The 26809-nt window shown below is 73.4% G+C and carries 22 protein-coding genes and 2 tRNA genes; 10 read left to right on the top strand and 14 right to left on the bottom strand.

The window, feature by feature from the left end; translation table 11 throughout:
• Positions 1–94: 94 nt before the first annotated feature.
• The 3 genes from purL to purS are packed head-to-tail and all read right to left on the bottom strand — an operon-like array spanning position 95 to position 3314.
• Entirely contained in the window at positions 95–2350 is a 2256-nt protein-coding gene (gene purL, locus ABTY61_RS21400) for a phosphoribosylformylglycinamidine synthase subunit PurL (protein ID WP_350506594.1), read from the bottom strand.
• The gene (gene purQ / locus ABTY61_RS21395) at positions 2350–3027 is read right to left on the bottom strand and encodes a phosphoribosylformylglycinamidine synthase subunit PurQ (protein WP_350506593.1); all 678 of its coding nucleotides are present in this window, start codon (positions 3025–3027) and stop codon (positions 2350–2352) included. Before purQ ends, purL begins: the two co-directional genes overlap by 1 nt.
• The gene (gene purS, locus ABTY61_RS21390; protein ID WP_350506592.1) at positions 3024–3314 is read right to left on the bottom strand and encodes a phosphoribosylformylglycinamidine synthase subunit PurS; all 291 of its coding nucleotides are present in this window, start codon (positions 3312–3314) and stop codon (positions 3024–3026) included. The genes purQ and purS overlap by 4 nt, the downstream gene beginning before the upstream one ends.
• A gap of 468 nt (positions 3315–3782) precedes the next feature.
• Here purS and ABTY61_RS21385 point away from each other — a divergent pair, with 468 nt between their 5' ends.
• The 7 genes from ABTY61_RS21385 to ABTY61_RS21355 all read left to right on the top strand — a co-directional run bounded on the left by ABTY61_RS21385 (position 3783) and on the right by ABTY61_RS21355 (position 8502).
• A complete protein-coding gene (locus ABTY61_RS21385; protein ID WP_030056585.1) occupies positions 3783–4100 on the top strand; it encodes a histone-like nucleoid-structuring protein Lsr2 in 318 nt (105 codons plus the stop codon).
• A gap of 141 nt (positions 4101–4241) precedes the next feature.
• Positions 4242–4314, top strand: a tRNA-Gly gene (locus ABTY61_RS21380).
• A 40-nt stretch (positions 4315–4354) separates the two neighbouring features.
• Positions 4355–4430: transfer RNA gene (locus ABTY61_RS21375), tRNA-Gly, on the top strand.
• A gap of 201 nt (positions 4431–4631) precedes the next feature.
• Positions 4632–5681 carry an ABC transporter ATP-binding protein gene (locus tag ABTY61_RS21370; RefSeq protein WP_350506591.1) on the top strand — a complete coding sequence of 350 codons (1050 nt, stop codon included), beginning with the start codon at positions 4632–4634 and terminating at the stop codon, positions 5679–5681.
• A complete protein-coding gene (locus ABTY61_RS21365) occupies positions 5678–6523 on the top strand; it encodes an ABC transporter permease (protein ID WP_350506590.1) in 846 nt (281 codons plus the stop codon). Before ABTY61_RS21370 ends, ABTY61_RS21365 begins: the two co-directional genes overlap by 4 nt.
• A gap of 112 nt (positions 6524–6635) precedes the next feature.
• Entirely contained in the window at positions 6636–7865 is a 1230-nt protein-coding gene (locus ABTY61_RS21360) for a sensor histidine kinase (protein WP_350506589.1), read from the top strand.
• A 13-nt stretch (positions 7866–7878) separates the two neighbouring features.
• A complete protein-coding gene (locus ABTY61_RS21355; protein WP_350506588.1) occupies positions 7879–8502 on the top strand; it encodes a response regulator in 624 nt (207 codons plus the stop codon).
• A gap of 32 nt (positions 8503–8534) precedes the next feature.
• Here the strand turns inward: ABTY61_RS21355 and ABTY61_RS21350 are convergent, their stop codons facing one another.
• The 4 genes from ABTY61_RS21350 to purD form a co-directional block, all read right to left on the bottom strand.
• On the bottom strand, positions 8535–9434 hold the full coding sequence (locus tag ABTY61_RS21350) for a phosphoribosylaminoimidazolesuccinocarboxamide synthase (RefSeq protein WP_350506587.1): 900 nt from the start codon (positions 9432–9434) through the stop codon (positions 8535–8537).
• Positions 9435–9522: 88 nt separating this feature from the next.
• The gene (locus tag ABTY61_RS21345; protein ID WP_350506586.1) at positions 9523–11061 is read right to left on the bottom strand and encodes a N,N-dimethylformamidase beta subunit family domain-containing protein; all 1539 of its coding nucleotides are present in this window, start codon (positions 11059–11061) and stop codon (positions 9523–9525) included.
• A 351-nt stretch (positions 11062–11412) separates the two neighbouring features.
• Positions 11413–12993, bottom strand: coding sequence for a hypothetical protein (locus tag ABTY61_RS21340; RefSeq protein ID WP_350506585.1), 1581 nt, complete (start codon positions 12991–12993; stop codon positions 11413–11415).
• Between the two features lie 752 nt (positions 12994–13745).
• Entirely contained in the window at positions 13746–14993 is a 1248-nt protein-coding gene (purD, locus tag ABTY61_RS21335) for a phosphoribosylamine--glycine ligase (RefSeq protein WP_350506584.1), read from the bottom strand.
• A gap of 366 nt (positions 14994–15359) precedes the next feature.
• On the opposite strand from purD, the gene ABTY61_RS21330 reads away from it, so the two are divergent.
• Positions 15360–16145 (top strand): SLATT domain-containing protein, encoded by a 786-nt coding sequence (locus ABTY61_RS21330; RefSeq protein WP_350506583.1) that lies wholly within the window; start codon positions 15360–15362, stop codon positions 16143–16145.
• A 44-nt stretch (positions 16146–16189) separates the two neighbouring features.
• On the opposite strand, the gene ABTY61_RS21325 is transcribed toward ABTY61_RS21330, so the two are convergent.
• The 3 genes from ABTY61_RS21325 to ABTY61_RS21315 all read right to left on the bottom strand — a co-directional run bounded on the left by ABTY61_RS21325 (position 16190) and on the right by ABTY61_RS21315 (position 19030).
• Positions 16190–16837: a putative DNA-mimic protein gene (locus ABTY61_RS21325; RefSeq protein WP_350506582.1), complete on the bottom strand. Its 648-nt coding sequence runs from the start codon at positions 16835–16837 to the stop codon at positions 16190–16192.
• A gap of 111 nt (positions 16838–16948) precedes the next feature.
• Positions 16949–18049 (bottom strand): GntR family transcriptional regulator, encoded by a 1101-nt coding sequence (locus ABTY61_RS21320; RefSeq protein WP_350506581.1) that lies wholly within the window; start codon positions 18047–18049, stop codon positions 16949–16951.
• A gap of 183 nt (positions 18050–18232) precedes the next feature.
• Positions 18233–19030, bottom strand: coding sequence for a carbon-nitrogen family hydrolase (locus tag ABTY61_RS21315; protein WP_350506580.1), 798 nt, complete (start codon positions 19028–19030; stop codon positions 18233–18235).
• A gap of 173 nt (positions 19031–19203) precedes the next feature.
• Here ABTY61_RS21315 and ABTY61_RS21310 point away from each other — a divergent pair, with 173 nt between their 5' ends.
• Entirely contained in the window at positions 19204–20025 is an 822-nt protein-coding gene (locus tag ABTY61_RS21310; protein ID WP_350506579.1) for a maleylpyruvate isomerase family mycothiol-dependent enzyme, read from the top strand.
• A 178-nt stretch (positions 20026–20203) separates the two neighbouring features.
• Entirely contained in the window at positions 20204–21052 is an 849-nt protein-coding gene (locus ABTY61_RS21305) for a BRO-N domain-containing protein (RefSeq protein WP_350506578.1), read from the top strand.
• 60 nt (positions 21053–21112) lie between these two features.
• Here the strand turns inward: ABTY61_RS21305 and ABTY61_RS21300 are convergent, their stop codons facing one another.
• From ABTY61_RS21300 to ABTY61_RS21285, 4 genes are all read right to left on the bottom strand, one after another.
• Positions 21113–22474 carry an MFS transporter gene (locus ABTY61_RS21300; protein ID WP_350506577.1) on the bottom strand — a complete coding sequence of 454 codons (1362 nt, stop codon included), beginning with the start codon at positions 22472–22474 and terminating at the stop codon, positions 21113–21115.
• Positions 22475–22541: 67 nt separating this feature from the next.
• Positions 22542–23774, bottom strand: coding sequence for a M64 family metallopeptidase (locus ABTY61_RS21295; protein ID WP_350506576.1), 1233 nt, complete (start codon positions 23772–23774; stop codon positions 22542–22544).
• A 182-nt stretch (positions 23775–23956) separates the two neighbouring features.
• Positions 23957–25186, bottom strand: a complete 1230-nt coding sequence (locus ABTY61_RS21290) for a benzoate/H(+) symporter BenE family transporter (RefSeq protein ID WP_350506575.1) — start codon at positions 25184–25186, stop codon at positions 23957–23959.
• Positions 25187–25359: 173 nt separating this feature from the next.
• Positions 25360–26796, bottom strand: coding sequence for a dihydrolipoamide acetyltransferase family protein (locus ABTY61_RS21285; protein ID WP_350506574.1), 1437 nt, complete (start codon positions 26794–26796; stop codon positions 25360–25362).
• Between the last annotated feature and the right edge of the window lie 13 nt (positions 26797–26809).

The raw sequence follows: 26809 nt of genomic DNA, 5'->3' as shown, positions 1-26809 counted from the left end.
GAGGCGGTGGAGTGGGGGCACCATGTTGAACATCGGAGACTTCGCCGGCCACGGCCGGGTGTATCGAACCGTCCGCCCCTCTGCAGTGCTCCCGTCAGGCCAGCAGGGCCTCGATGACGCCGGTGTGGGCGTCCTTCAGCTCGGCCAGCGTGACGCTGAACTGCCCCTGGACGTCGATGCTGTCGCCGTCCACGACACCGATCCGGGTGGCCGGCAGGCCACGCGCGGTGCACATGTCGTTGAAGCGGAGCTCCTCGCTGCGCGGCACCGCCACGACGGCGCGGCCGGCCGACTCCGAGAACAGCAGGACGAACGGGTCGGTGCCCTCGGGCACGACGATCCGCGCGCCGTGGCCGCCCTTGAGGCAGCTCTCCACGAGCGCCTGGCCGAGGCCGCCGTCGGAGAGGTCGTGCGCGGCGTCGATCATGCCGTCGCGCGAGGCGGCGATCAGGATGTCGCCGAGCAGCCGCTCGCGCTCCAGGTCCAGCTTGGGCGGCAGGCCGCCGAGGTGGTCGTGGACGACCTGCGACCAGGCCGAGCCGCCGAGCTCGTCCGCGGTGTCGCCGAGCAGGTAGAGCAGCTGCCCCTCCTCGGCGAAGGCGATCGGGGTGCGCCGGGTGACGTCGTCGATGACGCCGAGCACCGCGACCACGGGGGTCGGGTGGATGGCGACCTCGCCGGTCTGGTTGTACAGCGAGACGTTGCCGCCGGTGACCGGGGTGCCGAGCACCAGGCAGGCGTCGGCCAGGCCGCGGGTCGCCTCGGCGAACTGCCACATCACGTCCGGGTCCTCGGGGGAGCCGAAGTTGAGGCAGTCGGAGACGGCGAGCGGCTTGGCACCGCCGGCCGCGACGTTGCGGTAGGCCTCGGCCAGGGCCAGCTGGGCACCGGTGTACGGGTCCAGCTTGGCGTAGCGGCCGTTGCCGTCGGTGGCGACGGAGACGCCGAGGTTGGTCTCGTCGTCGATCCGGATCATGCCCGAGTCCTCGCCGTGGGCGAGCACCGTGTTGCCGAGCACGTACCGGTCGTACTGGTCGGTGATCCAGGACTTGGAGGCCTGGTTCGGGTGGCTCGCGACCTTCAGCAGGTCGGCCTTGAGGCCCTCGCCGGTGGTCGGGCGGGCCAGCCGCTCGGCGGTCGGGGCGTCGGCCTGCAGCGCGTCCTGCCAGCTCGGGCGGGCGTAGGGGCGCTGGTAGGTCGGGCCCTCGTGGGCGACGGTGCGCGGGGGCACGTCCACCACGAGCTCGCCGTGCCAGAAGATCTCCAGGCGCTCGCCGTCGGTCACCTCACCGATGACGTTGGCGATGACGTCCCACTTCTCGCAGATCTCCAGGAAGCGGGCGACCTTGTCGGGCTCGACGATCGCGCACATCCGCTCCTGCGACTCGCTCATGAGGATCTCCTCGGGCGAGAGCGTGTGGTCGCGCAGGTGCACGGTGTCGAGGTCGATCCGCATGCCGCCGGAGCCGGCCGAGGCCAGCTCGCTGGTGGCGCAGGACAGGCCGGCGCCGCCGAGGTCCTGGATGCCCTTGACGAGCTTCTCCCGGAAGATCTCCAGGGTGCACTCGATCAGGAGCTTCTCCTGGAACGGGTCACCGACCTGGACGGCCGGGCGCTTGGCCGGCTTGGTGTCGTCGAAGGTCTCGGAGGCCAGCACCGAGACGCCGCCGATGCCGTCGCCACCGGTGCGGGCGCCGTACAGGATGACCTTGTTGCCGGCGCCGGAGGCCTGCGCGAGGTGGATGTCCTCGTGCTTCATGACGCCCACGCACAGCGCGTTGACCAGCGGGTTGCCCTGGTAGCAGGAGTCGAAGACGACCTCGCCGCCGATGTTCGGCAGGCCCAGGCAGTTGCCGTAGCCGCCGATGCCCGCGACGATGCCGGGCAGCACGCGCCGGGTGTCCGGGTGGTCGGCCGCACCGAAGCGCAGCGGGTCCATCACGGCGACCGGGCGGGCGCCCATCGCCAGGATGTCGCGCACGATGCCGCCGATGCCGGTGGCCGCGCCCTGGTAGGGCTCGATGTACGACGGGTGGTTGTGCGACTCGACCTTGAAGGTCACCGCGTAGCCCTGGCCGACGTCGACCACACCGGCGTTCTCGCCGATGCCGACGAGCATCGCGTCCGAATCCGGCTTCTTCTCGCCGAACTGCTTCAGGTGGACCTTGCTGCTCTTGTACGAACAGTGCTCGGACCACATGACCGAGTACATCGCGAGCTCGGCGCCGGTCGGACGGCGGCCGAGAATCTCCCGGATGCGTGCGTACTCGTCCTGCTTGAGGCCGAGTTCGGCCCACGGCTGGGCGGCGTCCGGGGTCTGCTCGGCGTTCTTGACGGTGTCGAGGCTCATCAGGCGTTCACCAGCTGCTTCAGGACGGAAGTGAAGAAGCCCAGGCCCTCGGTGGTCGGACCGGTGAGCGGCTCCACGGCGTGCTCCGGGTGCGGCATCAGGCCGACGACATTGCCGGCGGCGTTGGTGATGCCGGCGATGTCGCGGTACGAACCGTTCGGGTTGAGGTCCAGGTAACGGGCCACGACCCGGCCCTCGGCCTCGAGTTCGTCCAGGACGTGGGCGTCGGCGACGAAGCGGCCCTCGCCGTTCTTCAGCGGGACGACGATTTCCTGGCCCACCGAGTAATCGCCGGTCCAGGCGGTGTCCGCGTTCTCGATCCGGAGCTTCTGGTCGCGGCAGATGAAGTGCAGCGAGTCGTTCCGGTGGAGCGCGCCGGGCAGCAGGTGCGATTCGCACAGCACCTGGAAGCCGTTGCAGATACCGAGGACCGGCATTCCGAGCTTGGCCTGCTCGATGACGGTCTCCATCACCGGCGAGAAGCGGGAGATCGCGCCGCAGCGCAGATAGTCGCCGTAACTGAATCCGCCGGGCAGGACGACGGCGTCGACCTGGTGGAGATCCTTGTCACGGTGCCAGAGGGCGACCGGCTCCGCGCCGGCCAGGCGGACCGCGCGCTGGGCGTCGCGGTCGTCGAGGGATCCGGGGAAAGTGACGACGCCTACGCGGGTGGTCACTTCGCGCCCCCGACGACGGAGGAGGAGGGGGCCGAAAGTTCGGTCTCCTCGACCCGGACGGTGAAGTCCTCGATCACGGTGTTGGCGAGAAAGGTCTCGGCGGCTTCGCGGATACGGGCGAGCGCGGCGTCGTCGACCGGACCCTCCAGCTCCAGCTCGAAACGCTTGCCCTGGCGGACGTCGGCGATCCCGGTGAATCCGAGACGGGGCAGTGCACGCTGCACCGCCTGTCCCTGGGGGTCGAGGATCTCCGGCTTGAGCATGACGTCGACTACGACGCGTGCCACTGGCACTCCCGGTGGTGTCTTCGGTGAGGCGGGGGAACTCCAGACTACCGGCCGTTCGGGGCAGGATTGCTGGCCGGGGCGGGTGACGCGCGTAGACCCAGGACCCTTACGCCACAAGGGTTCCGGCACCGCCACCCCCCGCCCCGGCCGGCCCGTTTCCGGGGATTCGGGGCCCCGAACCGCGATGCCCGAAGAACACCCGAATACGGCACTTGGGGACAGATCCGCCCGTCCCGCACTCCGGTATCCGGCAGTCCCGCGAAGACTCGTGAATATCCGGAAAAGAATGCCGGACTCTTCGATTTCGACCCCCTTCGGGTGCAGAATAGGGCCACCTGTCGCGGCAAGTGCTGCGTATCCGGCGGGCCACCAGGCCTGCCCGTATGCGCTTACGCGGGTTGGTGCACATCAGGCCGGCGGTCGCACTCCGCGAACCGGCGGCCGAATTGCCCGAGAGGATTGACACCCATGGCTCAGCGTGTAGTTGTCACGCTCTCCGACGACCTGGACGGCGGCGCCGCCGCAGAAACCGTCCACTTCGGCGTCGACGGGAAGTCGTACGAGATCGACCTGTCCGTGGACAACGCGGAAAAGCTGCGGGAGGCCCTCGCTCCGTTCGTCGCGGCCGGCCGTCGCCAGAGCCGCACCGGAAAGTCCTTCCGCCGCACCGCGCTCACCCCGGACCCGGCCGCCGTGCGCGCCTGGGCCCTGTCGCGCGGCATGGAACTCCCGGCCCGCGGTCGCATCCCCAAGCACGTGTACGAGGCGTTCGCCGAGGCGAACTGACCTCGTCGGGGCACCGCCCCGGTCGCCCCGCCCGCCTGGACCGAAAGGGTGGGGCGACCACCCCGAACGATGCTGTAGAGTATTCCTCGTCGCCGCAACGGAGAGATCCGAAGAGGCGGCGGGTGCCCCACCAGGCACCATGCGGACGTGGCTCAGTTGGTAGAGCATCACCTTGCCAAGGTGAGGGTCGCGAGTTCGAATCTCGTCGTCCGCTCGCAGTGCGCGAGCACAGCACAACTCAATAGTTTGACCCTGCGGACGTGGCTCAGTTGGTAGAGCATCACCTTGCCAAGGTGAGGGTCGCGAGTTCGAATCTCGTCGTCCGCTCCAGAGCGAAGGCCCCCTCGATCGAGGGGGCCTTCGACGTTTCCGCTTCCGGTTCGCTTCCGGTTTCCTTCCGGCCCGCTTCCGGTGATCGCCGCCCGGAAGCTCCTCCCCATGACATTTGTCATCGCCGACCCGTGGATCCGCACCGCCGGTTCATGACGGCGCGCACTGCCCGCCCGGCCGTACCGGCGGAAGGCTTGGGGCATGGAAAAGAGCCACCCCGCCCGCCGCGACGACAGTGTGATCGAGGTCACCGGCCTGCACCGCCGCTACGGCACCGGCACCGCCGAGTACCACGCCGTCCGCGGCGTCGACCTGACCGTCGGTCGCGGCGAGCTGTTCGCCCTGCTCGGCACCAACGGCGCCGGCAAGACCTCCACCATGGAGGTCATCGAGGGCCTGGCCGCGCCCGGCGCCGGCACCGTGCGGGTGCTCGGCCACGACCCCTTCGCGGAGCGCGCCGCCGTCCGGCCGCGGATCGGCATCATGCTCCAGGAGGGCGGCTTCCCCGGCGAGCTCACCGCCGCCGAGACCGGCCGCACCTGGGCCGGGATGACCAGTGGCGCCCGCCCGGTCGCGGAGGCGCTGGAGCTGGTCGGCCTCGGCCACCGCGCCGACGTCCGGGTCAAGCAGCTGTCCGGCGGCGAACGGCGCCGGCTCGACCTCGCGATGGCCCTGCTCGGCCGCCCCGAGGTGCTGTTCCTGGACGAGCCCAGCACCGGCCTCGACCCGGAGGCGCGCGCCGCCGTCTGGCGGCTGGTCCGCGAACTGCGGGCCCAGGGCACCACGGTGCTGCTCACCACCCACTACCTGGAGGAGGCCGAGGAGCTCGCCGACCGGCTGGCCATCATGCACGGCGGACAGGTCGTCACCACCGGCACCGTCGCCGAGGTGATCGCCGGCCGGCCCTCCCGGATCACCTTCGAGCTCCCCGAGCGGCTCGACCCCGTAACGGCCGGAGCCGCGCTGCCCGTCCTGCCCGGCGCCGAGGTCACCGTCGACGGCCTCAAGGTCACCGTGCAGAGCACCGGCCTCCAGGACACCCTCACCGACCTGCTCGGCTGGGCCCGGCACCACGGGATCGCGCTCGGCGCCCTGGACGCCCGCAGCGCCTCGCTGGAGGAGGCCTTCCTCGCCATCGCCTCGGAGGCCGCCCACCAGGCCCCGCCGCAGGCCCCCACCGGCCCCACCGGCCCCGCCCGTTCCGCCCGTTCCGCCCGTTCCGCCCGCCGCCTGATCGGATCCGCCCGATGACCACCGCCGCCCCCGCCACCGGCTCCGACCGGAGCACCACCGGCCCGCAGAGCACCGCCGCCGGCCGCCTGCTCGCCCTCGGCCGCGCCGAGGCCACCCTGCTGCTGCGTAACCGCACCGCGCTGTTCACCGCCGTGGTGCTGCCGGTGGTGCTGATCGGCTCCCTGCGCGGAATGCTCAAGAAGCAGGCCGAGAACACCCCCGGCCTGGACGTCGACTCGCTGCTGGTCTACGGCTCGGTCGGGATGATCCTGGCCTTCGTCGTGTACTACAACCTGACCGCCGCGTACGTCGGGCGGCGCGGCGAGCTGGTGCTCAAGCGGCTGCGCACCGGTGAGGCCCAGGACCTGGAGATCCTGCTCGGCACGGCCGTCCCCTCGCTCGCCCTCGGCCTGCTGATGTCCGCCCTGATCGGGATCGGCGGCAGCGTCGGCCTGCACCTCACCGTGCCGGTCAACCCGCTGCTGATGCTGGTCGGCCTGGTGCTGACGCTGGCCACGATGATCGCCCTGGCCGCGCTGTCCAGCGCCTTCACCAAGACCGTGGAGAGCGCGGGCATCACCACCCTGCCGGTCATGCTGGTCATGCAGTTCGGCTCCGGCCTGTTCGTCCCGCTGGAGGTCATGCCCTCGCAGCTGGCCGACGTCTGCCGGCTGCTGCCGACCACCCCGGCCTTCCAGCTGATCCGGGTCGGCTGGTTCGGCACCGACGGCTCCGCCGCCGCGACCGACTTCCTGGGCAGCTGGGCGGCCGCCGCCCCGCACCTGGTCACCGGCACGGTCTGGCTGGGCCTGGCGGTCTGGGGCGCCGTCCGCTACTTCCGCTGGGAGCCGCGCCGCTGAGCCGGTCTGCCGAGCCGGTCTGCCGAGCCGCTCTCCGTACTCCCCCCGGTTCGACCTCTGATAGGAAGGCGGAGGAATGATCAGGACCGAACAAGAGGCGGAAGATTTGAGAATGCGGTCACCGCTTCGCAACTGGCGGCGTCTGAGCAAACCGCAGCGCACCGAGTTCTACCTCCGCTGGTGCCTCTACCTGATGGCCCTGTTCCTGCTGCCCGGTGTGCTCTTCGCCATCGGCGCCGGAGCCGGGGCGGCCGACCACCACTCCGCGGTCCAGGTGTCCCTCCTGATCGGCCTCGCCACCACCCTGGTGCTGCTGCGGACCTTCCGGGTGTCCCTCGACCACTACCTGCACAGGCCCGCCGACCACCGACGCTGGGTCGTCCTGACCGTGGGCCTGGTGGTGGCCGGTTCCTGGGCGGTCATGCTGCTGGGACCGACCGGCGACATGACGGGGAAGCCGGCGCAGGTCCCGTTCACCGCACTCGTCGTCGGCTACCTGCTGGCCTTCGGCTTCACCCCGGTGTGCGTGGGACTGACCCCGCGCTGGTCCTCCCTCACCGGCCTGGGCACCGTCCTGGCGGTCGTCCCGGCCCTGGTGCTGGGCGGGGTAGGCCTGGCCACGGCCGCCGGATTCCTGACCGTCATAGCGGCCTGCATGGCCTTCCTCGGGGCCAGCTGCCGCAGCTTCGCCTGGCTCACCGCCATCGTCTGGGAGCTGGACGCCGCCCGCGAGGCCCAGTCCCGGCTGGCCGTCGCCGAGGAGCGGCTGCGCTTCTCCCGCGACCTGCACGACGTGATGGGCCGCAACCTCACCACCATCGCGCTGAAGAGCGAGCTCGCCGTCCAGCTCGCCAAGCGCGGGCGAGCGGAGGCCGCCGACCAGATGGCCGAGGTGCAGCGGATCGCCCAGGACTCGCAGCGCGAGGTCCGGGACGTCATCCGCGGCTACCGCACCGCCGACCTGCACGCCGAGGCGATCGGCGCCCGCGCGGTGCTGCGCTCCGCCGACGTCGCCTGCGAGATCGACCTCGGCGAGGACCTCGACCGGCTGACGGCCCCGGTGCAGTCGGTGCTCGGCTGGGTGATCCGCGAGGCCACCACCAACGTGCTGCGGCACAGCGAGGCCGCCCGCTGCCTGATCCGGCTGCGGCAGGAGGACGGCCGGGCTGTGCTGGAGCTGGAGAACGACGGGGTGCCCGCCGAGCCGTTGCCCTCCCCGGGCGGCGGCACCGGGCTGCGCGGCCTGCGCGAGCGGCTGGCCGCCCACGGGGGCGAACTGACCGTCCCGACCGCCGCACCCGGTACCTTCCGGATGCTCGCCACCGTCCCGCTGCCGACCTGAGGGAGACCGTCCGATGACCGAGGCCACCGCGCCCGTGCGCGTCCTGCTCGCCGACGACGAGCACCTGATCCGCGGCGCGCTGGCCGCGCTGCTCTCGCTGGAGGACGACATCGAGGTGGTCGCCCAGGCCGGCTCCGGCCCGGAGGCACTGGCGATGGCCCGGGCGCACCGGCCGGACGTCGCCGTGCTGGACCTCCAGATGCCCGGCAAGGACGGCATCGAGGTGGCCACCGAGCTGCGCCGGCTGCTGCCGGACTGCCGCTGCATGATCGTCACCGGCCACGGGCGTCCCGGCTACCTCAAGCGGGCCCTGGAGGTCGGGGTGCGCGGCTTCCTGCCGAAGACCGTCTCGGCGGCCGACCTGGCCGGCATCATCCGCACCGTGCTCTCCGGCGGCCGGTACGTGGACCCGGAGCTGGCGGCGGACGCGATCAGCGCCGGGGAGACCCCGCTGACCCCGCGTGAGACGGATGTCCTGGAGCTGGCCGCGGACGCCACCCCGATCGCGGAGATCGCCGAGCGGGCCGGGCTGTCCCAGGGCACCGTGCGCAACTACCTGTCCTCGGCGGCCACCAAGCTGGGCGCGGAGAACCGGCACGCGGCGGTGCGGATCGCCCGCGAGCACGGCTGGATCTGACGGATCCCGTACCCGCGGGCGGTCCGGCGGCGTCAGACCCAGCTGGTGCCGGTCAGCCGCTCGTACACCTCGATGTACTTGGCCCGGGTCCGCTCGACCAGCTCGGCCGGCAGCGCCGGCGGCGGCTGCTCGCTGTAGCGGTCCCAGCCGGAGGCCGGGGAGACCAGCCAGTCGCGGATCAGCTGCTTGTCGAAGGACGCCTGCGAGCGGCCCGGCTGGTACTCGTCGGCCGGCCAGTAGCGGGAGGAGTCCGGGGTGAGCACCTCGTCGCCGATGATCAGTTCGCCGTCCAGCAGGCCGAACTCGAACTTGGTGTCGGCCAGGATGATGCCGCGGTCGCGGGCGATGTCGCGGGCCCGGGCGTAGACGTCCAGGGTGGTGCGGCGCACCTGGGCGGCCAGCTCGGCGCCGATCCGGCGGGCGGTCTCCTCGTAGGGGACGTTCTCGTCGTGCTCGCCGACCTCGGCCTTGAGGGCCGGGGTGTAGATCGGGGCGGGCAGCTCGGAGCTGTTCTCCAGGCCCTCCGGCAGGGCGATGCCGCAGACCGTGCGGCTCTCCCGGTATTCGGTGAGACCGGAGCCGGCCAGGTAGCCGCGGGCGACCGCCTCGACCGGGATCATGTCCAGGCTCTTGCAGATCAGCGTGCGGCCCTTCCAGTCGGCGGGGGCGCCGGCCGGGACCTCGGTGGAGATCACGTGGTTGGGGACGATGTCGGCGATCCGCTCGAACCACCACAGCGAGAGCTGGGTGAGCACCCGGCCCTTGTCCGGGATCTCGTTCGGCAGCACCCAGTCGTGGGCGGACATCCGGTCGCTGGCCACCATCACCAGCTCGCCCGACTCGGTGCGGTACAGGTCGCGCACCTTGCCGGTGTGCAGGTGGACCAGGCCGGGTACCAGCACCGGCTCGGGCTTGGTGACAAATCCGCTCAAGGTGTTCAGTCCTCAGGGGTCGTTCACGGCGTGGGGCACCGCGAAAGGGGAGGTCACTGCCCCCGCAGTCTTTCACGACCGCTGAACGTCAGTTCTTGCAGAGCCGGTCCAGCAGGTTGGCGGTGGCCCGCTGGACCCGTTCGTCGGTGAGTCCGGGGCGGCCGAGGGCGGGCGACCAGGCGAAGGTCCCGGCCGCGAAGACGTACGCGCCGCTGGGCGCCCGGTACAGCGAGGTCTCCTGGTAGCGGGTGCGGCCGGCCAGGTCCCGGTACGGCGAGTGGGCCAGCAGCACCCGCTCGGTGTGCTCGGGCAGCGCGACCTTCGGGTAGTACCGGTCGGCCTCCCCCGCGACCAGGCCGGGCAGCTCGTCCCCCTCCTGCAGCCCGGTGCCGTCCCAGAGCCAGTGCGCGGTGTGCCGGGCGACCAGCGGGACGGGCGCGGCGACCCGGCCCGAGTACTGCACGCCCAGCAGGTGCTGCTCGGGCTCGCCGGCGTCCCGCCACAGCGCGCTGGCCGCGCCGGGCACCCCGGCGGCCGGACTGCCCGGGCCGACCTTCTGCCGCTTGCGGCAGTTGAGCAGCCGGTTGGGTTCGCCGGAGGCGGCGGCGGTCAGCTCGACCCGCCAGTACATGGTGTTGGCGGACAGGAAGACCAGCGAGGTGCCGCCGTCCCGGGCCCGCTCGGCGGTCCGGCGCATCGGCTCGGACCAGTACTCGTCGTGGCCGGGGAAGACCAGCGCGCGGTGCTCGCCCGGGTCCACCAGCCCGGCGTGCAGGTCGGTCGCGGTGGCGTAGGAGAGGTCGTAGCCGTAGCGCTCGGCCCAGCGGATGAAGTCGTACGCGTGGCCGACGTGCAGCGGCAGCCCGGCGGTGGCGTGCGGGCGGTCGAAGGAGACCGTGACGGCCGCCTCGGGCTCGCCGACCAGACCGCCCCGGTCGTCCCAGGCGTGGTAGAGGCTGGCGCCCGTACGGCCGTCCTCGGGGAACAGGTTGTACGCCTGCCAGGTCACGTCCGGGACCACCAGAAGCAGTTCGGCGGTCCGCTCCTGATCGGCGAAGTCCCTCACGGTGAACGGGATGTGGCTGCGGTGCGCCATGTCCGCGGTGGTCAGCACGGCGACGTACGCGCCGGGCTGCCAGTGCAGCGGGACCTGCAACCGCCAGGAGTGCCACCAGTGGTGGCAGGAGACCGTCCGCTCGACCACCAGCGGGGCGGGCTGGGCCAGGCCGGCGATCAGCGGACTGGACGTCATGTGGCGGGCGCCGTCCCCGCCGTAGTGGCCGATCCGGTAGACGTCCACGGTGAACTCGCGCGGCGGGTTGACGGTGACCCGGAAGTCCACCGAGCCGCCGGGGCGGATCACCCCGGCCGAGGCGAAGCCCTTGATCTGCTGGTCCACGTCGTTGGCGCTCTGCGGGGTGCCGACCGGCGGCTTGGGCCGCACGCCCGCCGACAGCGGCTGCTGGCCGGGCGCGTCCACCGAGACGTACCAGGGCACGGCGCCCTCGGCCCCGGCCAGGTACTGGTCGGGACTGCGCAGCCAGGGAAGCGGGCCCTGGCCGAAGGGATCGGAGACGCTGTACGCGTGCGTGCCCGACTCCCAGCGGCGGTTGAGTTCGGTCCCCACGCGCCCCTCCCAGGTGCACTTCCGTGAATCCCTCGCTCGCCTCCGGGCGCTCCTGATCCGGTGTCGACGTTCCTCGCTCCGGCGCTCGCTGCGCCCGCTCGTCGCCTTCGACACCGGCGCGCCCTTCGGCTCCCGAGGCCCGGTTGGCACGTGCCCCCCGGATGTGCGTGCGGTCTAATACACCACACAGTGCTGGCGCTCCGTCACCCCACGGTAGCAATTGGTGTCGGCAATCTCGCGCCCCGCCGGGACAGGGCCCCCGGCCTGCGGAGACGGCCGGCGGCCGGGGCCCCCGGGGGCGCGTGCCGGGGCGCCGAGCGCCGCCCGGGGCCGCAGCGGCCTCAAGGGGCCTCAGAGGCGGACGGGCTTCTCCAGACGGACCTCGGCGGCGTCCAGCCAGGCGCGCAGCGGGCCGTCCTGGCCCTGCTCCACCGCCTGGGCGACCGGTCCGGCCAGGTCCGTGCGGCGCACCCCGCCGAGCAGCAGCACCGGGCCGTCCAGCCAGTCCAGGCCGGGGGCGCCGCCCGCGGTGTCCACGGCGGCGCAGCAGACCATCGCGGTGACGTGGTCCACCAGCAGGTCGCGGCCGGTGCGGTCGGGTTCCAGCAGCGGGGCCGGAGTGGTGGTGCGGGCGAGCTGGGCGGCCAGGGCGGCGGCCAGCTGCTCGCCGTCGCCCTCGGCGAGCCGGACCAGCAGCCGGGTGAGGGTCGGGGCGCCCGGGCGGGACTGCGGGGCGAGCCGGTCCAGGGCGGCCTGGAGGGCGGCGGCCCGGGCCCGCCAGCCGGCGTCCACCGCCTCGGCCGGGTAGTCGGCCCACTCCAGCTCGTGCCAGGCCCCGGCCGCCGGGCGGCCGAAGAACAGCTCGGCGGCGAGCCGGGAGACCGCTCGGTCCACCGTGCCGGGCTCCTCCAGCAGGTCGCAGGCGGGGCGGTCGCCGAGCCGGGTGCCGTAGCCGTCGGCCAGCCGGTCGCGGCGGGACAGCTCGGTGAGCGCGGCGACCACGCCGGCGTTCAGGTGCGCGGGGTGGCGGCCGAGCCGCCAGGCGGGCAGCGCGACCCGGGTGAGCAGCCGGTCCCAGCCGGCGTAGGCCAGGCCGACCTGCTCCTGGGCGGCGATCCGCAGGCCGTAGTCGACCGTCCTGGCCTGCTCGGAGGCCCAGCTCGCGACCGACCGCTCCAGCTCGGCGGAGTGGCCCCGGCAGGCGCCCAGCAGCCGGCGGGTGATCCGCCGGGCGATCCGGTCGGCGAGCCGGGCCGGGCCGCGGCGGGGCGGGGCGGGCGGGGCCGCCAGGGTGCCGCCGCCGAGGCCGGGGGCCGCGCCCGAACCGGAGTCCAGACAGGCGTCCAGGCTGCGCAGGAAGCGGCGGGCGGCGGCGATCTCCGGGTCCGCGGAGGCGGCGGTGCCGGCCACCACGGGGGCGAGCAGGGCCCGCAGTTCGCCGGACCGCATCCACCACAGGAAGGGCGAGCCGATCACCAGGACCGGCGCGGGGGGCTCGGGGTTCGGTCGCAGCGGGCGGGGGCGGCGCGGCGGCGCGACGTCCTCCAGCCAGCTGTCGCAGTCCGGGGTGAGGGCCACCGCGGACGGCGCCGGGACGTCCAGCCGATCGGCCAGCTCGTCGATCAGGCGGTACAGCTCGGGGGCGCTCGCCCGCTCGACCGGCACGGCCGGGATCTGCGGCGGCACGGCCCGGCGCACCGCCCGGGCGGTCAGCCCGGCCACCAGCAGGGTCAGCGCGGCGACCGAGCAGACCACCCAACGGGCGGCGTCCCAGCCGGCGGCGTCGGAGGAGCCGGCGGCCCCGATCCGGCCGGTGAAGCGGCCCGCGAGCAGGACCACCGCCACGGCGGCGGGCAGGACGGCCGCGGCCAGGGCGAGGCCCCGGATCCGCAGGACCGCTTGGGCGTGAGCGCGCGCGGTGTCGACGGCCATACGGTGCGGCACCCCCTTCGGAGCCCTCGGGCACCCGGTACGGGCCCTGAGCCGACTCGAAACGATCAGTTCCGACCGGGAAGCGGAGGCGTCCGATCCCCGGCAGTGCATGCTGTGTGGCGCTACTGACATTTTCGACGCCCCGGTCCGGGCGGGCGTTCCGGATCTCCCCGGTTTCCACTCGTCCCGGTGACGCCGCCAGGTCGTCCGGTGACGCCGCCCGGAAGCCCGCGACCGGTCCGGTGCGAAGCACCGGGCGACCGTCCGGCCGATCGCCGTCCAGCATCCCCCCGCGGGCGCGCCGCTACCCGGCGGCGACCCCGGCGCACGGCACCGTCGGACGGCGATCCAGCGCACCATAAGGCCGGGCGCCCGGCTACGTCAGCCGGATGCGGGCGCTGTCACCCGATGGGCTGGAATCCGCCCGCCGAACGGTGCGTCGGGCCCCCGAACCGCTCCGGCCCCGGAAACGCCCGGGTCGCTGCGCCCTGCGGGTTGTTCCGGCTCGTCCGGAGCTCACTCGCCTCCGGGGCGCTCCGACCCGGTGCCGACGGTCGGTGCTCCGGCGCTCGCGCCCCGCCGGTTGCCTGCCCTCCTGCCCGTCGGCGGGCAGGAGGGCCCACCCTCTCGGCGCCGGCGCCGCTCCGGCTCGCTCGCGGCGCATCGCCGCGCCCCCCGACCACGGCAGCCCCCCATGCACCGCGGCCCCCGTGCGAAGGGTTCGCACGGGGGCCGCCGGGGTCGCGGTGCCGTCAGGCGGTGGCCGCCTTGAGCGCGATGTCGGTGCGGTGCTGGCCGCCCCTGAGGGAGATCCGGTCCACGGCCGCGTACGCGCGGTCGCGCGCCTCGGCCAGGTCGGTGCCGGTCGCGGTGACCGACAGGACGCGGCCGCCGGCGCTGAGCACCCGGCCGTCCCGGTCCGCCTTCGTCCCGGCGTGCAGCACGTACGCGGTGCCGTCCGCCTCGGCCTCGGCGAGGCCCTCGATCGGGTCGCCGGTGCGCGGCGCGGCCGGGTAGCCCTCGGAGGCGACGACCACGGTGACGGCCGCCCCCTCGTCCCAGCGCAGCGGCTCCAGCTGGTCCAGGGTGCCGGTGGCGGAGGCGAACAGGACGCCGGCCAGCGGGGTGTGCAGCCGGGCCAGTACGACCTGGGTCTCCGGGTCGCCGAAGCGGGCGTTGAACTCGATCACCCGGGTGCCGCGCGAGGTGAGCGCCAGGCCCGCGTAGAGCAGGCCGGAGAACTCGGTGCCGCGGCGGCGCAGCTCGTCCACGGTCGGCTGCAGGACGGTGTCCAGGACCTCCTGGACCAGCCCGGCGGGCGCCCAGGGCAGCGGCGAGTAGGCGCCCATGCCGCCGGTGTTGGGGCCCTCGTCGCCGTCCAGCGCGCGCTTGAAGTCCTGCGCGGGCTGCAGCGGCAGCACGGTGGTGCCGTCGGTGATGGCGAACAGCGAGACCTCGGGGCCGTCGAGGTACTCCTCGATGACCACGCGCTCGCAGGAGGCGGCGTGCGCCAGCGCGGCCGCGCGGTCGGAGGTGACCACGACGCCCTTGCCGGCCGCCAGGCCGTCGTCCTTGACCACGTAGGGGGCGCCGAAGGCGTCCAGCGCCTCGGCGGCCTCCTCGGCGGTGGTGCAGACGTAGGAGCGGGCGGTGGGCACGCCGGCGCCGGCCATCACGTCCTTGGCGAAGGCCTTGGAGCCCTCCAGCTGCGCTGCCGCGCCGGAGGGACCGAAGACCGGGATGCCGGCCGCACGCACGGCGTCGCCGACGCCGGCCACCAGCGGGGCCTCAGGGCCGACCACCACGAGGTCGGCGCCGAGGGTCGCGGCCAGTTCGGCGACCCGGGCGCCGTCCAGCTGGTCGACCGGGTGGACCGTCGCCACCTGGGCGATCCCGGCGTTGCCCGGGGCACAGTGCAACTCGGTCACGGAGGGATCTTGGGACAGGGAGCGGCACAGGGCGTGTTCGCGGGCGCCGCCGCCGATGACGAGGACCTTCACGCCAGGCAGCGTAGTCGGTGGCCTGTTCCGGCCGCTCTCCGGTCCCGTCCGATCCTCCAGGAAGAGCGGTCCGTACACCGATCACGTAGGAGGATCCTCCAAGTCCGGACGCCCTGGATGCGCGCCGGGTGCACGGGTCAGGACGGCGGGTCACCGGACCCTCGCTCGGACGGGTGAAATCCCGCCGACCCCCGCAACCCTCCCACCTCGTGTTCCGGTGGCCGAAACCGGTAACGATCACCGGGGAAGCGCCCCGCGGTCAGCCATTTGGCGGTAAGAAGTGCTGTTGGACAACGACCGGCAGACGTCACGTCAGCCGATGCGCCGACAGACCATGCCGCCCGCCCGCCACAGGGAGTCCCACAGGTGAGCCAGCCGGAAATGCAGCCCGAGGAGAGTGCCTGGGGCAAGGAGATCGGTGAGGAGGACCAGCCCGCCGCAGCCGTGGCCCGGCGGGCCCCCACCCGGCACCGGACCGATCTGAGCGCCCGCCAGTTCCCGCTCGGGGACTGGGGCGAGCCCGCGGAGCGGCTGGAGGAGCTCTACCGCTGGTCCGAGGAGCGGGCGGTCGAGGCGATCGAGTGGTACCGCCGGGACCGGATCTGGAAGCGCCGCTGGGCGCGCCTGCTGCGCTTCGGGTCGGCGGGCTTCGCGGTGGCCGGGCTGACCGCCCCGCTGCTGGACCTCGCCGGCGCGGTCGCCCACGGCACCAGCTGGGGCTACGTGGGCCTCGCCCTCTCCGCCGCCTGCTACGGCGCCGACCGGGTCTTCGGCCTCACCTCCGGCTGGATGCGGGACGTCTCCACCGCGCAGGCGCTGCAACGCCGGCTGGAGGCCTTCCAGTTCGACTGGGCGTCGGAGTGCGTGCGCGAGGTGCTCGGCCCGACCGAGGGCACCGCGGGCGAGGCCGCCGAGCGCTGCCTGGGCGTGCTGCGCCGGTTCTGCGAGGACGTCTCGGACATGGTCCGCACCGAGACCTCGGAGTGGATGCTGGAGTTCCGCGCCTCGATGACCCAGCTGCCCACCCAGTCCGCGGGGACCTGGGGCGGGCGCACCGAGCCCGGGGTGGGCGCCCAGGTGCGGGTGCTGCCGCCGCCGGGGACGCGGCCCACCATGCCGCGCCAGCGGCCGCCGGAGGGCCCGCTGCGGTAGCCCTCGGCGGGGGGCGGGCGGCGCGGCACACCCGCCCGGACCGGCTACGCGAAGACGACCATCGAGCCCTGGCTGAGGCTCCGGGTCGCCGCCGCGTACAGCCCCGACCAGGCGTGCCGCTCCCGGGCGAAGGGGTGCAGGTCGTCGATCGGCGGCCCGAACGGCTGCTCCAGCCCGGTCGGACCGAGCGGCCGGGTCGGGTTCGGCGGGTTGAACGGGTCGATGCCCAGGGCCGGTGCCACGGCCTGCAGTTCGCGCAGCAGCCCGTGGCTGGAGCCGAGCGGGCCGCCGGCCGCGAGCAGCGTCTCGTCCACCAGCGGGGCCTGGAACTCGACCGGCACGTACGCCCCGGCGTGGTCGAAGTGCCAGACCAGGTGGGACTGCTCGGCGCTGCTCTCGAACATCTCCAGCAGCTGCTCGTAGTCGCTGCCGAGCGCGTCGACCGGGGTGATGTCCAGACCGGTGAGGCCCAACAGGTAGGCGCGGCGCAGGAAGTGCAGCGAGTCGTAGTCGAAGGCGGCTATCGGCTCGACCGCTCCGCTCAGCCCGGGGACGAACTGGTAGACCGGCACCTCGGGCAGGCCGCGCGAGGCCAGCACCGCGTTGTAGAGCGCGAGGTCGTCCCGGAAGGGGTTGTCGGGGCTGTGGCTCAGCACGTCCACCAGCGGGACGAGCCAGAGGTCGCAGGCCATGGCCGGCAGTTCCTCTCCGGACGGCGGGATCGCCCGCGGGGCGGGGCGACGACGGGGGCGGGGTCGGTACCCGGACGGCCTGTGGGGCGGCCGGTCCGACGCCCGCCCACCCTACCGGCCCGGGGCCGGATGCGGATCTGGCCGCCCCTGCGGAGCCTCCGGGGGCGACTCGGGCAGCCGTCGGCCGAACCTGGTGTGCGGCACCCAGCGCGGCTGCGGCACCAGTCCGAGGCCGAGGCCCAGCTCACGGCCCAGCTCCCGGCCGACCTCGTCACCCCGCCGCCCAGGCCCACCCCGGGCCGCACCGGCCTCCGGCTCGGTCTCCGTCGCGGTCTGCGGCCCGGTCTGCGGTACGGGCAGCGGCTGGGTATGCGGCGCGGCCCCGAACGAGGGCTGCGCAGCGGGGAACGGACGGGACCACCGGTCCGACGGCTGCGCCGCGGGCGGCTCGACCGGGACGGGCAGCGGCTCACCGTCCGCGACCTCGGTGAGCAGCCCGAGCACCGTCACCGACTCCAGCGGGCGACCGGCCAGCCCGGCCAGCAGCCGGACGGTGAACAGGTTGTACTCGCAGATGATCCGGTGCGCGCCGTGCAGGTCGCGGGCCCCGATCGCGTCGACCAGGTCCGGGTGGCGGTCCCAGCAGACCCCGCCGAGGGTGGGCATCGCCCGCAGGTGGCGCGCGGCGAACATCCAGGACTGCACCCGCAGCCAGTCCAGGTACTCCGCGATCCGGCGGTTGCCGAGCAGGGCGGAGACCTCCTGCCAGAACCGGCGGTCACAGCCCACCATCACGTCCAGGTTCCCGGCCCGGGCGGCCCGCACCGCAGCATCGGCCCGGCGGCTCAGCGAGGGCAGCCGGGTGAGGTCGGGCAGCGCCCGGCGGGTCGCGAACTGGCGGTAGAAGCTGTCGGTGAGCAGCACCCTGGCCTCGAAGATCTCCAGGAAGTCCTCCCAGCCCAGCTCCGGCACCGTGAAACCGCGGTGGTGCTCGGCCCGCAGCAGCCCCTGGGCGCCGAGGTCGACCAACGCCTCGCGGGCCGGGGTCGCGGAGACGCCGTACAGCTCGGCGATCTCCTTGACGGTGAAGTTGCGGCCGGCCTCCAGCCGGCCGGCCATCATCTCCTCGCGGAGCGCGCCGGCGATCTGCTCGCGCAGGCTGTTGCGCTGGATGACGGGGCGGGGGGTGTCGCCGGCGCCGGTGCCGGACATGCGCGCGACCTCCTGGGGCGGGCCACCGTACCGACCCGCGACGGACCGGCCGACCGGCGGCGGGGAACACGACGAGTGCTCATCTTCTCAAACCGGCCCGGAACAGGTACGAACCAACCCTCCGGAAACCCGCGCCCCCGCCTGCGCCCGGGCCCGCGCCACCGCCCGCGCCACCGTCGGTGCCTACCGCTGGACCGGCGCCGGGATGCCGAGCAGGCGGTCCCGCAGCACCGGGAACTCCTCGCGCGCCCGGCCCACCTCGGCCGGGTCGAACGCGACGGTCAGCACCTCCTCGCCCGCCCCCGCCTCGGCCAGCACCCGGCCCCACGGGTCCACCACGACGCTGTAACCGGCCTGCTCGACCCCGGCGTGCGTCCCGGCGGTGTTGCAGGCCAGCACGAAGGCCTGCTCCTCCAGCGCCCGGGCCCGGGCCAGCAGCGTCCAGTGCTCGCGCCGCTTGGCCGGCCAGGCCGCCGGGACCACCAACAGCTGGGCCCCGGCGTCCAGCAGCGCCCGGAACAGCTCCGGGAAGCGCAGGTCGTAGCAGGTGGCCAGGCCCAGGGTGCCGAACTCGGTGGGCGCGGTGACGATCTCCTGCCCGGCACCCATCACCACCGCCTCGCCGCTGTCGAAGCCGAAGCGGTGGATCTTGCGGTAGGTGTGCACCAGCTCGCCGTCCGGGGCGAACACCATCGAGGTGTTGTAGATCGGACCGTCCGGGTCCCGTTCGACGATCGAACCGGCGTGCAACCAGACCCCGGCGGCCCGGGCCGCGGCCGCCATCGCGTCCGAAGTGGGCCCGTCGAGCGTCTCGGCGCCCTCCGACCAGAGGTCGTGGGCGAAGCCGCCGAGCGGCCACAACTCCGGCAGGACCACCAGGTCGGCGCCCTGCTGAGCCCGTACCAGCGACGCGGCCCGGGCCCGCCGTTCGGCGGGCGGCTCGGTGTCGGAGACCGCGAGTTGGATCAATGAAGCGCGCACAGTACCACCGTCCACGGCAAGAGACCTACGATCGTCACCCGAAAGCGCTGCCCAGCTGTCTCCCGGCAGCGTAACGTGCGGTTAGCGTGTGCGCCCGGAAGCCGGACCATCCCGGCCGACCGCGACGGCCGGGCGCGGAGCGTAGGAAAGCTGACGGAGGGCCGGAGATTCCCGTGACGGACAACCAGACCGTGCAGGCTTACACGGAGGCGTGGACCCAGAGCATCGAGTCCATATCGGAGCTGGTCGCCCCCCTCCCCGAAGGCTCCTGGAACCGGGCCACCGAGTGCCCCGGCTGGTCGGTCCGGGACGTCGTCTCGCACGTGATCGCGGTGGAGTCGGAACTGCTCGGCGACCCGCGCCCGATCCACTCGCTGCCACGTGACCTTCGCCACGTCACCACCGAGTTCGCCCGCTACATCGAGCTGCCGGTCGACAAGCGCCGCTGCCACACCGCACTGGAGATGACCAGCGAGCTGGAGTACACGATCATCCGCCGCTCCCGCGCGCTGCGGAACGCCAAGCAGACGCCCGGGGAGCCGGTCCGCTGGCCGGCCGGTCCGCTGGCCACGGACGTGCCGTACCACGAGCTGCTGCGGATGCGGGCCTTCGACGTCTGGGTGCACGAGCAGGACCTGCGCCGGGCCCTGGAGACCCCCGGCAACCTGGACGCCCCCGGCGCGCTGATCGCCCGGGACGTCCTGCTGGAGCGACTGCCCAAGGCCGTCGCCCACACCGCCGGCGCCCCGGCCGGGACGGCCCTGGTGCTGGACGTGACCGGCCCGGTCGAGTTCCTGCGCACCGTCCGGGTGGACTCCACCGGGCGCGGCAGCGTGGACGAGTCCATCAGCCTGGCGCCCGACGTCCAGCTCACCATGGACTGGGAGACGTACGTCCGACTCGCCTGCGGCCGCGGCCGGCCCGGCCCGGTGAGCGTCGAGGGCGACAAGGAACTGGCCGAGCGGGTGCTGGCCAACTTCTCCGTCACCATCTGACGCCGTCGGGCGCACCATCTGACGCCCCGCGCGCACCACCCGGCGTACACGCACCACCGCGCGCCGGGTCGGCACCACTCGTGCACCCATGCGTCAACCCCGCACCAGCAACCTCACCTGTTCGGCCTCGTTGCTCCGAGTAGTCCAACTGTCACCCGGAGGAATGAGGAGCGTCCCCATGGACGACGCGCAGGAACAGCAGGAACAGCAGGAACAGCAGGAACAGCAGGAACGGATGGTGCTGGTGCGGTCAAGCTTCCCCGTCACGGGGCAGCCGATCCGCGTCGTAATGATCGACGGGGAGCCGTGGTTCGTCACGGCGGACGTGTGCCGGATCGTGGGCCGACGAAACCCGACCACTGCGACCAGCGGGTTGGAGCCCCACCAGCACCGCACCGTCGACCAGCGCGCGGTATCAACCCATCAGATGGGTTCATTCGACGTTCCCGCAGGTCAGAAACCCTACCGGCAGGGGAATCCGCTCCTCGGCGTGGTGAACGAGGCAGGGCTGTACAACCTCCTCATGAGGTCGGACAAGAAGTCCGCCCAGCCGTTCCGGGCATGGGTCACCGAGGAACTGCTCCCCTCCATCCGGCGGGGCGACACCGACGTACCGAAGCAGCAGCGGCGGATGGCCGAGACCCTGGCCGAGGCGATCGGCCAGCAGGTGGAGATCGTCGCTGAGCTCGATCAGGTCGGCGGGCCCGAGGTCCATGTACGGTCCGACGGGACGGTCTGCTGCGCACACGGGGAGATGCTCTTCTCCGTGCCGGCGCGCGAGGACGACAGCGGCCCGCCGTTCGGTGGCTACTACTCCTGCCCGAGTGCCGAGCGGGTCGGCATCAGGGGCGGCACCGTCATCCCCCGGTGTCCGAAGCTCAAGCTGGTGGATCTGGTGCGCCTGCTCCTGCTGGTGCCCGAACCGCCGCCGCTCGGTGACGGAACGTTGACCGTGGAACTGCACGGCGCCCGGATCCACGGCAGCGCCCGGCAGGTCGCGGACCTGATGCGCGCGTACGGGCGCTGATCCCTCCGCCGGTGCCCTCGGGGTTTCCGGGGGCACCGGCGGTTGCGCGGGCCGGCGACCCTACGCGGGCGACGCCACGACCTTCCGCCGGAGCCGCAGGATCATCAGCGTCCCCACCGCCAGCGGCGCGTACTGCCAGCAGAACGCCCAGCGGAAGGCGTCGGCGGAGTAGCTGCCGGCGCCGGGCGGGGAGAGGGCGTCGAGCAGGACGCCGATGCCGAACAGGGTGATCATCGTGCCGATGAAGCCGCCCATGTTGACGATCCCGGAGGCGGTGCCGAGCCGTTCGGCCGGGTTGCGGGTGCGGGCGTAGTCCAGGCCGACCAGGGAGGCCGGGCCGTTGCTGCCCATCACCAGGATGATCCCGATCAGGAGCCACATCGGCGGGTGCCCGCCGGGCCAGGCGAGCACCAGGGCCCAGCCGAGCCCGGTGGTGGTGACGACGGTGAGCACGATCGGCATCCGGGCCCGGGCGGAGCGGGAGAGCAGCCGGCCGAAGAGGAACCCGAAGGCCATGTTGGAGAGCACCAGCAGGGTCAGCAGCCCGCCGGCCCCGGTCCGGGTCATCCCCTGAGCCTCGATCAGGTAGGGCATGCCCCAGAGCAGGCCGAAGGCGTTGCCGGGGAACTGGGTGGTGAAGTGGATCCACAGGCCCAGTCGGGTGCCGGGCTCCCGCCAGCTGTCCTGGACCAGGCGCCGGACCTTCGGGCGGGCGGCCGGCGGGTCGACCGGCGGGTCGACCGGCGGGTCGACCGGTCGCACGACCGCCGGTGCGTCCTTGAGGAACAGCGCGACCAGCGCGAACACCGCCACGCCGAGCAGCGCGATCGCGGTGAAGGTGGGCGTCCAGCCCTCGCTGTGCAGGGCCTGGGCGAGCACCACGGTGGTGACCAGGTTGCCGCCCATCCCGGCCAGGCCGGTCAGCTGGGCGACGAACGGGTTCTTCGCCGCCGGGAACCACCGGGCGGCGATCCGCAGCACGCTGATGAAGGTCATCGCGTCGCCGCAGCCGAGCACCGCCCGGGAGGCCAGTGCCGGGGCGAAGGAGGAGCTGAAGGCGAAGGCCAGCTGGCCGGTGCTCAGCAGCAGCACGCCGAGCAGCAGCACCCGGCGCGGTCCGAAGCGGTCGACCAGCAGGCCGACCGGGACCTGCATGGCCGCGTAGACCAGCACCTGGAGGATCGAGAAGGTGGACAGTGCCGAGGCGCCGATGCCGAAGCGCTCGGCGGCGTCCAGGCCGGCCACCCCGAGGCTGGTGCGGTGGATGACGGCCAGGACGTAGACGCTGACGCCGACGGACCAGGCCAGCCAGGCCGCGCGCCCGCCGGGCGGCACGGGGGTCCGGGCCGCCGGCGGCTCGACGGTGGGACGAGGAGCGGGGACGGACAGGGACGCGGCTGAACGAGCGGGCTCCACGGTCATAGTCCGTCCAGACTAGTCATCCCATGATTGGACGCCCAGGTCCCCGCGGTGTGAGCTCGCGAACCCCTCAGCCGGTGACCGTCCAGGAGACCGACCGGGTCATGTAGCGGTCCCGGAAGGCCTCGTCCCGCACCCAGTCCGTGGTGTCCCGGACGGTCGCCGTCACGGTCGCCGTCCGGCCCGGGGCGAGGTCCAGCTGCGCGGTGTCCAGTCGGCCGCCGTCCACGGCCGGCGAGGGCACCGGGGCACCGTCCACCTTCCAGTCCACGGTCAGCTGCCGGGTGCCGGTCAGCGGCAGCGGCCGGACGTCCAGCCGGGGGCGCCCGGCGACCTCGCCGGGCGGCGGCGACGGGGCGTCGGTCGGCCGGACCTTGCGGTACAGCTCCTCGACGATCGCCTCGCGGGAGGGCAGGTTGTAGGCGCTGCCCAGGGTGCGCATCACCGAGTCGGGGGTGGGCCGGTACAGGCCGTTGGCGCTGCGGTACGCCCCGACGGTGCCGGCGCCGTCCGGGGAGACGGCGCCCAGCCAGCGCCACCACTTGGTCTGCTTCTTGAGCATGTCCTCGGCGTTGAGGGTGGAGAGGTTCGGGTAGTCGGCGTCGTCCGGGGCGCTGTCGTACTCGTCGCCGAGGTCCCCCACGGTGTGGCCGATCTCGTGCTGGATGATCCGCCCGGCGTCCGGACTTCCCCCGGCCAGGGTGGTCACCCCGGTGCCCCCGGCGCCGCCGTACTCGACCGAGTTGGCCAGCGCGATCAGGTACTGCGGCCCGGCACTGTCCCCGGCGTAGCGGGCGGTGGCGCCCTCGTCGGCGCAGAGCAGCCGGGCGGTGCCCTCGCACCAGAAGTGCATGCCCAGCGGGGTGGCGGGGTGGCGGCCGCGGCTCTCGGTCTCGGCTATCCCGGAGGTCGGGGAGACCACCTCGACCCGCCGTATGTTGAAGAACCCCTGGTAGGTGCGGAACGGCTCGATGTCCATCAGGGCGCGCCAGGCCTTGTCGGCCTGCTGCCGGAACGCCTCCTGCTCGTCCGCGGTGTAGCCGTCGCCGAGCAGGACGAGGGTGATCCGGTTGGACGGGTCCCCGGTGCGGCGTATGTCGAAGGTCGGGGCGGCCGCGGGTATCCGCTGGTCGGCGCGGAGCGCGGTGTGCGGGGGCACCGCCCGGTCGACGGGGGCGCCGGTCCCGATCACGCCGAACGGCGAGGGGCCGACGAGTTCCAGGGCGGCCGGGAGTACGGCGGTGGACACCAGTACGAGGGCGGCCAGACTCCGGACGAGACGGCCAGGGTTGCCAGCAGGCATACGGGTGCGTCCTCGGGGCTCCGGTCACCCGGTGTCGCCCGGGTGGTGGAGCGGAGACGTACCCGGACCGGCGTGTCGCCCCCACCGGCCGCCGCAAATGTCACCGACCTGGCCGAACGATTCCCGTCTTGCCAGTCATACCAACCAATCCAAGAGCGACTCTGTCCGGAGCTCACCGGAACTCACCGGGACCGCTTCCCCAGCTCCAGCACCAGGTGCGTGCCGAGCCCGAAGAGCAGCCCCCAGAAGGCCGAGCCGATGCCGAACAGGCTCATCCCCGAGGCGCTCGCCAGGAAGGTCACCACCGCCGCGTCCCGCCCGCGCTCCTCGGCGACCGCCGCCGCCAGGCTGCCCTGCAGCGAGGCCAGCAGCGCGACCCCGGCGATCACCGCGATCAGCTCCTTCGGCAGCCCGGTGAACAGGCTCACCAGCACCCCGCCGAAACTGCCGACCACCACGTACAGCACGCCCGAGGACATCCCCGCGACGTACCGGCGGCGCGGGTCCGGGTGGGCCTCCGGGCCGGAGCAGATCGCCGCCGTGATCGCCGCCAGGTTCACCCCGGGCGAGCCGAACGGCGCCACCAGCATCGACATCACGCCGGTCGAACCGATCAGCAGCCGGTCGTCCGTCCGGTAGCCGAAGGCCCGCATCACCCCGAGCCCGGGCGCGTTCTGCGAGGCCAGGGTGACGATGCCGAGCGGCAGCGCCAGCCCCACCAGGGCCGACCAGGAGAACGCCGGGGCGGTCAGCACCGGCACGGTCGGCCCGCCCGAGCCCAGGTGCAGCGGCAGCCCGACGGTCAGCGCCGCCAGCACCCCGCCGACCACCAGGGCGATCAGCACGGCGTACCGGGGAACGAGGCGCTTGGCCAGCAGGAAGGCCGCGAAGCTGCCCACCACCAGCACCGGGGCGCCGTGCACCGCCCCGAAGATCCCGGCGCCGAAGGAGAACAGGATGCCCGCGAGCATCGCGTTCACGATCCCCACCGGCACCGCCGCGATCAGCCGGCCGAACCAGCCGGTCACCCCGAACAGCGCCACCAGCGCCGCGCTCACCAGGAACGCCCCGATCGCCTCCCGGTACGGGTAGTGGCCCAGGCTGGTCACCAGCAGCGCCGCCCCCGGGGTGGACCACGCGGTGATCACCGGGGTCCTGGTCCACCAGCTGAGCGCGAAGCCGCTCACCCCGCTGCCGATCGCCACCGCCCAGATCCAGGACGTGGTGTGCGCCGGGTCCAGCCGCCCGGCGGCGGCCGCCGCGAGCACCACCACCAACGGCCCGGAGAACGACACCGCGACGCAGACCAGGCCCGCCAGCAGCGCCGGCGCCGACACGTCCCGCCGCAGCGACCGGGCTTCTCCGCCCCTGCCCGACGCCGCTTCCGGGCTGATCGTCAGTTCATCCGTCATTCCGGCAGTATCCCGAAGCCGGTCATCGGCCGTCCCGGAAAAGCCCCGAACCCGGTAGGCGCCCGAACGACCGGGACGGCGAACGACCGGGACACGGACAGCGGGCACGACGAAGGGGTCCCGCTCCGCACAGTGGTGCGGAGCGGGACCCCTTCGCTACGGACGACGGACCGTCAGCCCCAGGTGATCAGCCGCTTCGGGAACTCCAGCAGCCCGGCCACGTCGGCCAGCACCCTGGAGCCCAACTCCCCGTCCACCAGCCGGTGGTCGAAGGAGAGCGCGAGCGTGGTCACCTGGCGCGGGACCACCTTGCCCTTGTGCACCCACGGCAGCTCCCTGACCGCGCCGAAGGCCAGGATGGCCGCCTCGCCCGGGTTGAGGATCGGGGTGCCGGTGTCGACGCCGAAGACGCCGACGTTGGTGATGGTGACCGTGCCGCCCTGCATGTCGGCCGGCGAGGTCTTGCCCTGGCGGGCGGTCTCGACCAGCTCGCCGAGCGAAGTGGCCAGGCCCGAAAGGGTCTTGGACCCGGCGTCCTTGATGTTCGGAACGATCAGGCCGCGCGGGGTGGCCGCGGCGATGCCGAGGTTCACCTGGCCCTTGACCACGATCTCCTGGGCTGCCTCGTCCCACTGGGCGTTGATCTCCGGGTGCCGCTTGATCGCCACCAGCAGCGCCTTGGCGACCAGCAGCAGCGGGCTGACCCGGACGTCCCGGCCCAGTTCGCCGCTCTCCTTGAGCTTGCGGACGAACTTCATCGTGCGGGTCACATCGACCTGGACGAACTCGGTGACGTGCGGGGCGGTGAAGGCCGAGGCCACCATCGCCTGCGCGGTCGCCTTGCGGACGCCCTTGATCGGCACCCGGACGTCGCCCGTTCCGGACACCGGCAGCGGAGCCGCCACAGCCGCCACGGCCTCGACGGCCGCGGCCACGACCGGCACGGCGGCCGGAGCGGCCTGGGCTGCCGCGTGGGCGTGCAGGTCCTCGCGGGTGATCACCCCGCCCGCGCCGGTCGGGGTGACGGACCGCAGGTCGATGCCCAGGTCCTTGGCCAGCTTGCGCACCGGCGGCTTCGCCAACGGCCGCTCACCGGTGGGCAGTTCAGCGGGCGCGACGGGCACCACAGGAGCGACCGGAGCAGCCGGAGCCGCGGCCTTCGCCGTAGCGGTGGCCGTGGCCGTGGCCGTCCGCCGGGCCCGGCGCTGGGCGGTGCCGGTGCGCGGGCCGTACCCGACCAGCACCTCCCGGCGCTCCGGCTCGGCCTCGGCGGCCGGCGCCGCGGCCACGGCGGCCACGGCGGGCGCGGCGGGCGCGGGTACGGGCGCGGCGGCCGGAGCGGCCCCCGCCTCCCCGGCGACCGCCACCGAGATGATCACGGTGCCGACGTCGACCGTCGCGCCCTCGGGGAAGAAGAGCTGCTCGACGACCCCGTTGAACGGGATCGGCAGCTCCACCGCCGCCTTGGCGGTCTCCACCTCGCAGACGACCTGCCCGTCGGTGACGGTGTCACCGGGCTTGACGTACCAGCTGAGGATCTCGGCCTCGGTGAGGCCCTCGCCCACATCGGGCATCTTGAACTCGCGGAGCGAGCGAACTTCGGTGGTCATCTACGCTCCCCGG

It is taken from the genome of Kitasatospora sp. NPDC096128 (genome assembly GCF_040303105.1).
Taxonomy (GTDB): Bacteria; Actinomycetota; Actinomycetes; order Streptomycetales; family Streptomycetaceae; genus Kitasatospora.
Note: the sequence above shows the minus strand (reverse complement) of the source record. Positions and strands in the feature narration are given on the sequence as shown.

Bases quoted from the DNA above. Each gene is read 5' to 3' on its own strand.
- purL (WP_350506594.1), bottom strand. From the start codon at position 2,350: ATGAGCCTCGACACCGTCAAGAACGCCGAGCAGACCCCGGACGCCGCC.
- ABTY61_RS21385 (WP_030056585.1), top strand. From the start codon at position 3,783: ATGGCTCAGCGTGTAGTTGTCACGCTCTCCGACGACCTGGACGGCGGC.
- ABTY61_RS21370 (WP_350506591.1), top strand. From the start codon at position 4,632: ATGGAAAAGAGCCACCCCGCCCGCCGCGACGACAGTGTGATCGAGGTC.
- ABTY61_RS21365 (WP_350506590.1), top strand. From the start codon at position 5,678: ATGACCACCGCCGCCCCCGCCACCGGCTCCGACCGGAGCACCACCGGC.
- ABTY61_RS21360 (WP_350506589.1), top strand. From the start codon at position 6,636: ATGCGGTCACCGCTTCGCAACTGGCGGCGTCTGAGCAAACCGCAGCGC.
- ABTY61_RS21355 (WP_350506588.1), top strand. From the start codon at position 7,879: ATGACCGAGGCCACCGCGCCCGTGCGCGTCCTGCTCGCCGACGACGAG.
- ABTY61_RS21340 (WP_350506585.1), bottom strand. From the start codon at position 12,993: ATGGCCGTCGACACCGCGCGCGCTCACGCCCAAGCGGTCCTGCGGATC.
- ABTY61_RS21325 (WP_350506582.1), bottom strand. From the start codon at position 16,837: ATGGCCTGCGACCTCTGGCTCGTCCCGCTGGTGGACGTGCTGAGCCAC.
- ABTY61_RS21320 (WP_350506581.1), bottom strand. From the start codon at position 18,049: ATGTCCGGCACCGGCGCCGGCGACACCCCCCGCCCCGTCATCCAGCGC.
- ABTY61_RS21305 (WP_350506578.1), top strand. From the start codon at position 20,204: ATGGACGACGCGCAGGAACAGCAGGAACAGCAGGAACAGCAGGAACAG.
- ABTY61_RS21300 (WP_350506577.1), bottom strand. From the start codon at position 22,474: ATGACCGTGGAGCCCGCTCGTTCAGCCGCGTCCCTGTCCGTCCCCGCT.
- ABTY61_RS21295 (WP_350506576.1), bottom strand. From the start codon at position 23,774: ATGCCTGCTGGCAACCCTGGCCGTCTCGTCCGGAGTCTGGCCGCCCTC.
- ABTY61_RS21290 (WP_350506575.1), bottom strand. From the start codon at position 25,186: ATGACGGATGAACTGACGATCAGCCCGGAAGCGGCGTCGGGCAGGGGC.
- ABTY61_RS21285 (WP_350506574.1), bottom strand. From the start codon at position 26,796: ATGACCACCGAAGTTCGCTCGCTCCGCGAGTTCAAGATGCCCGATGTG.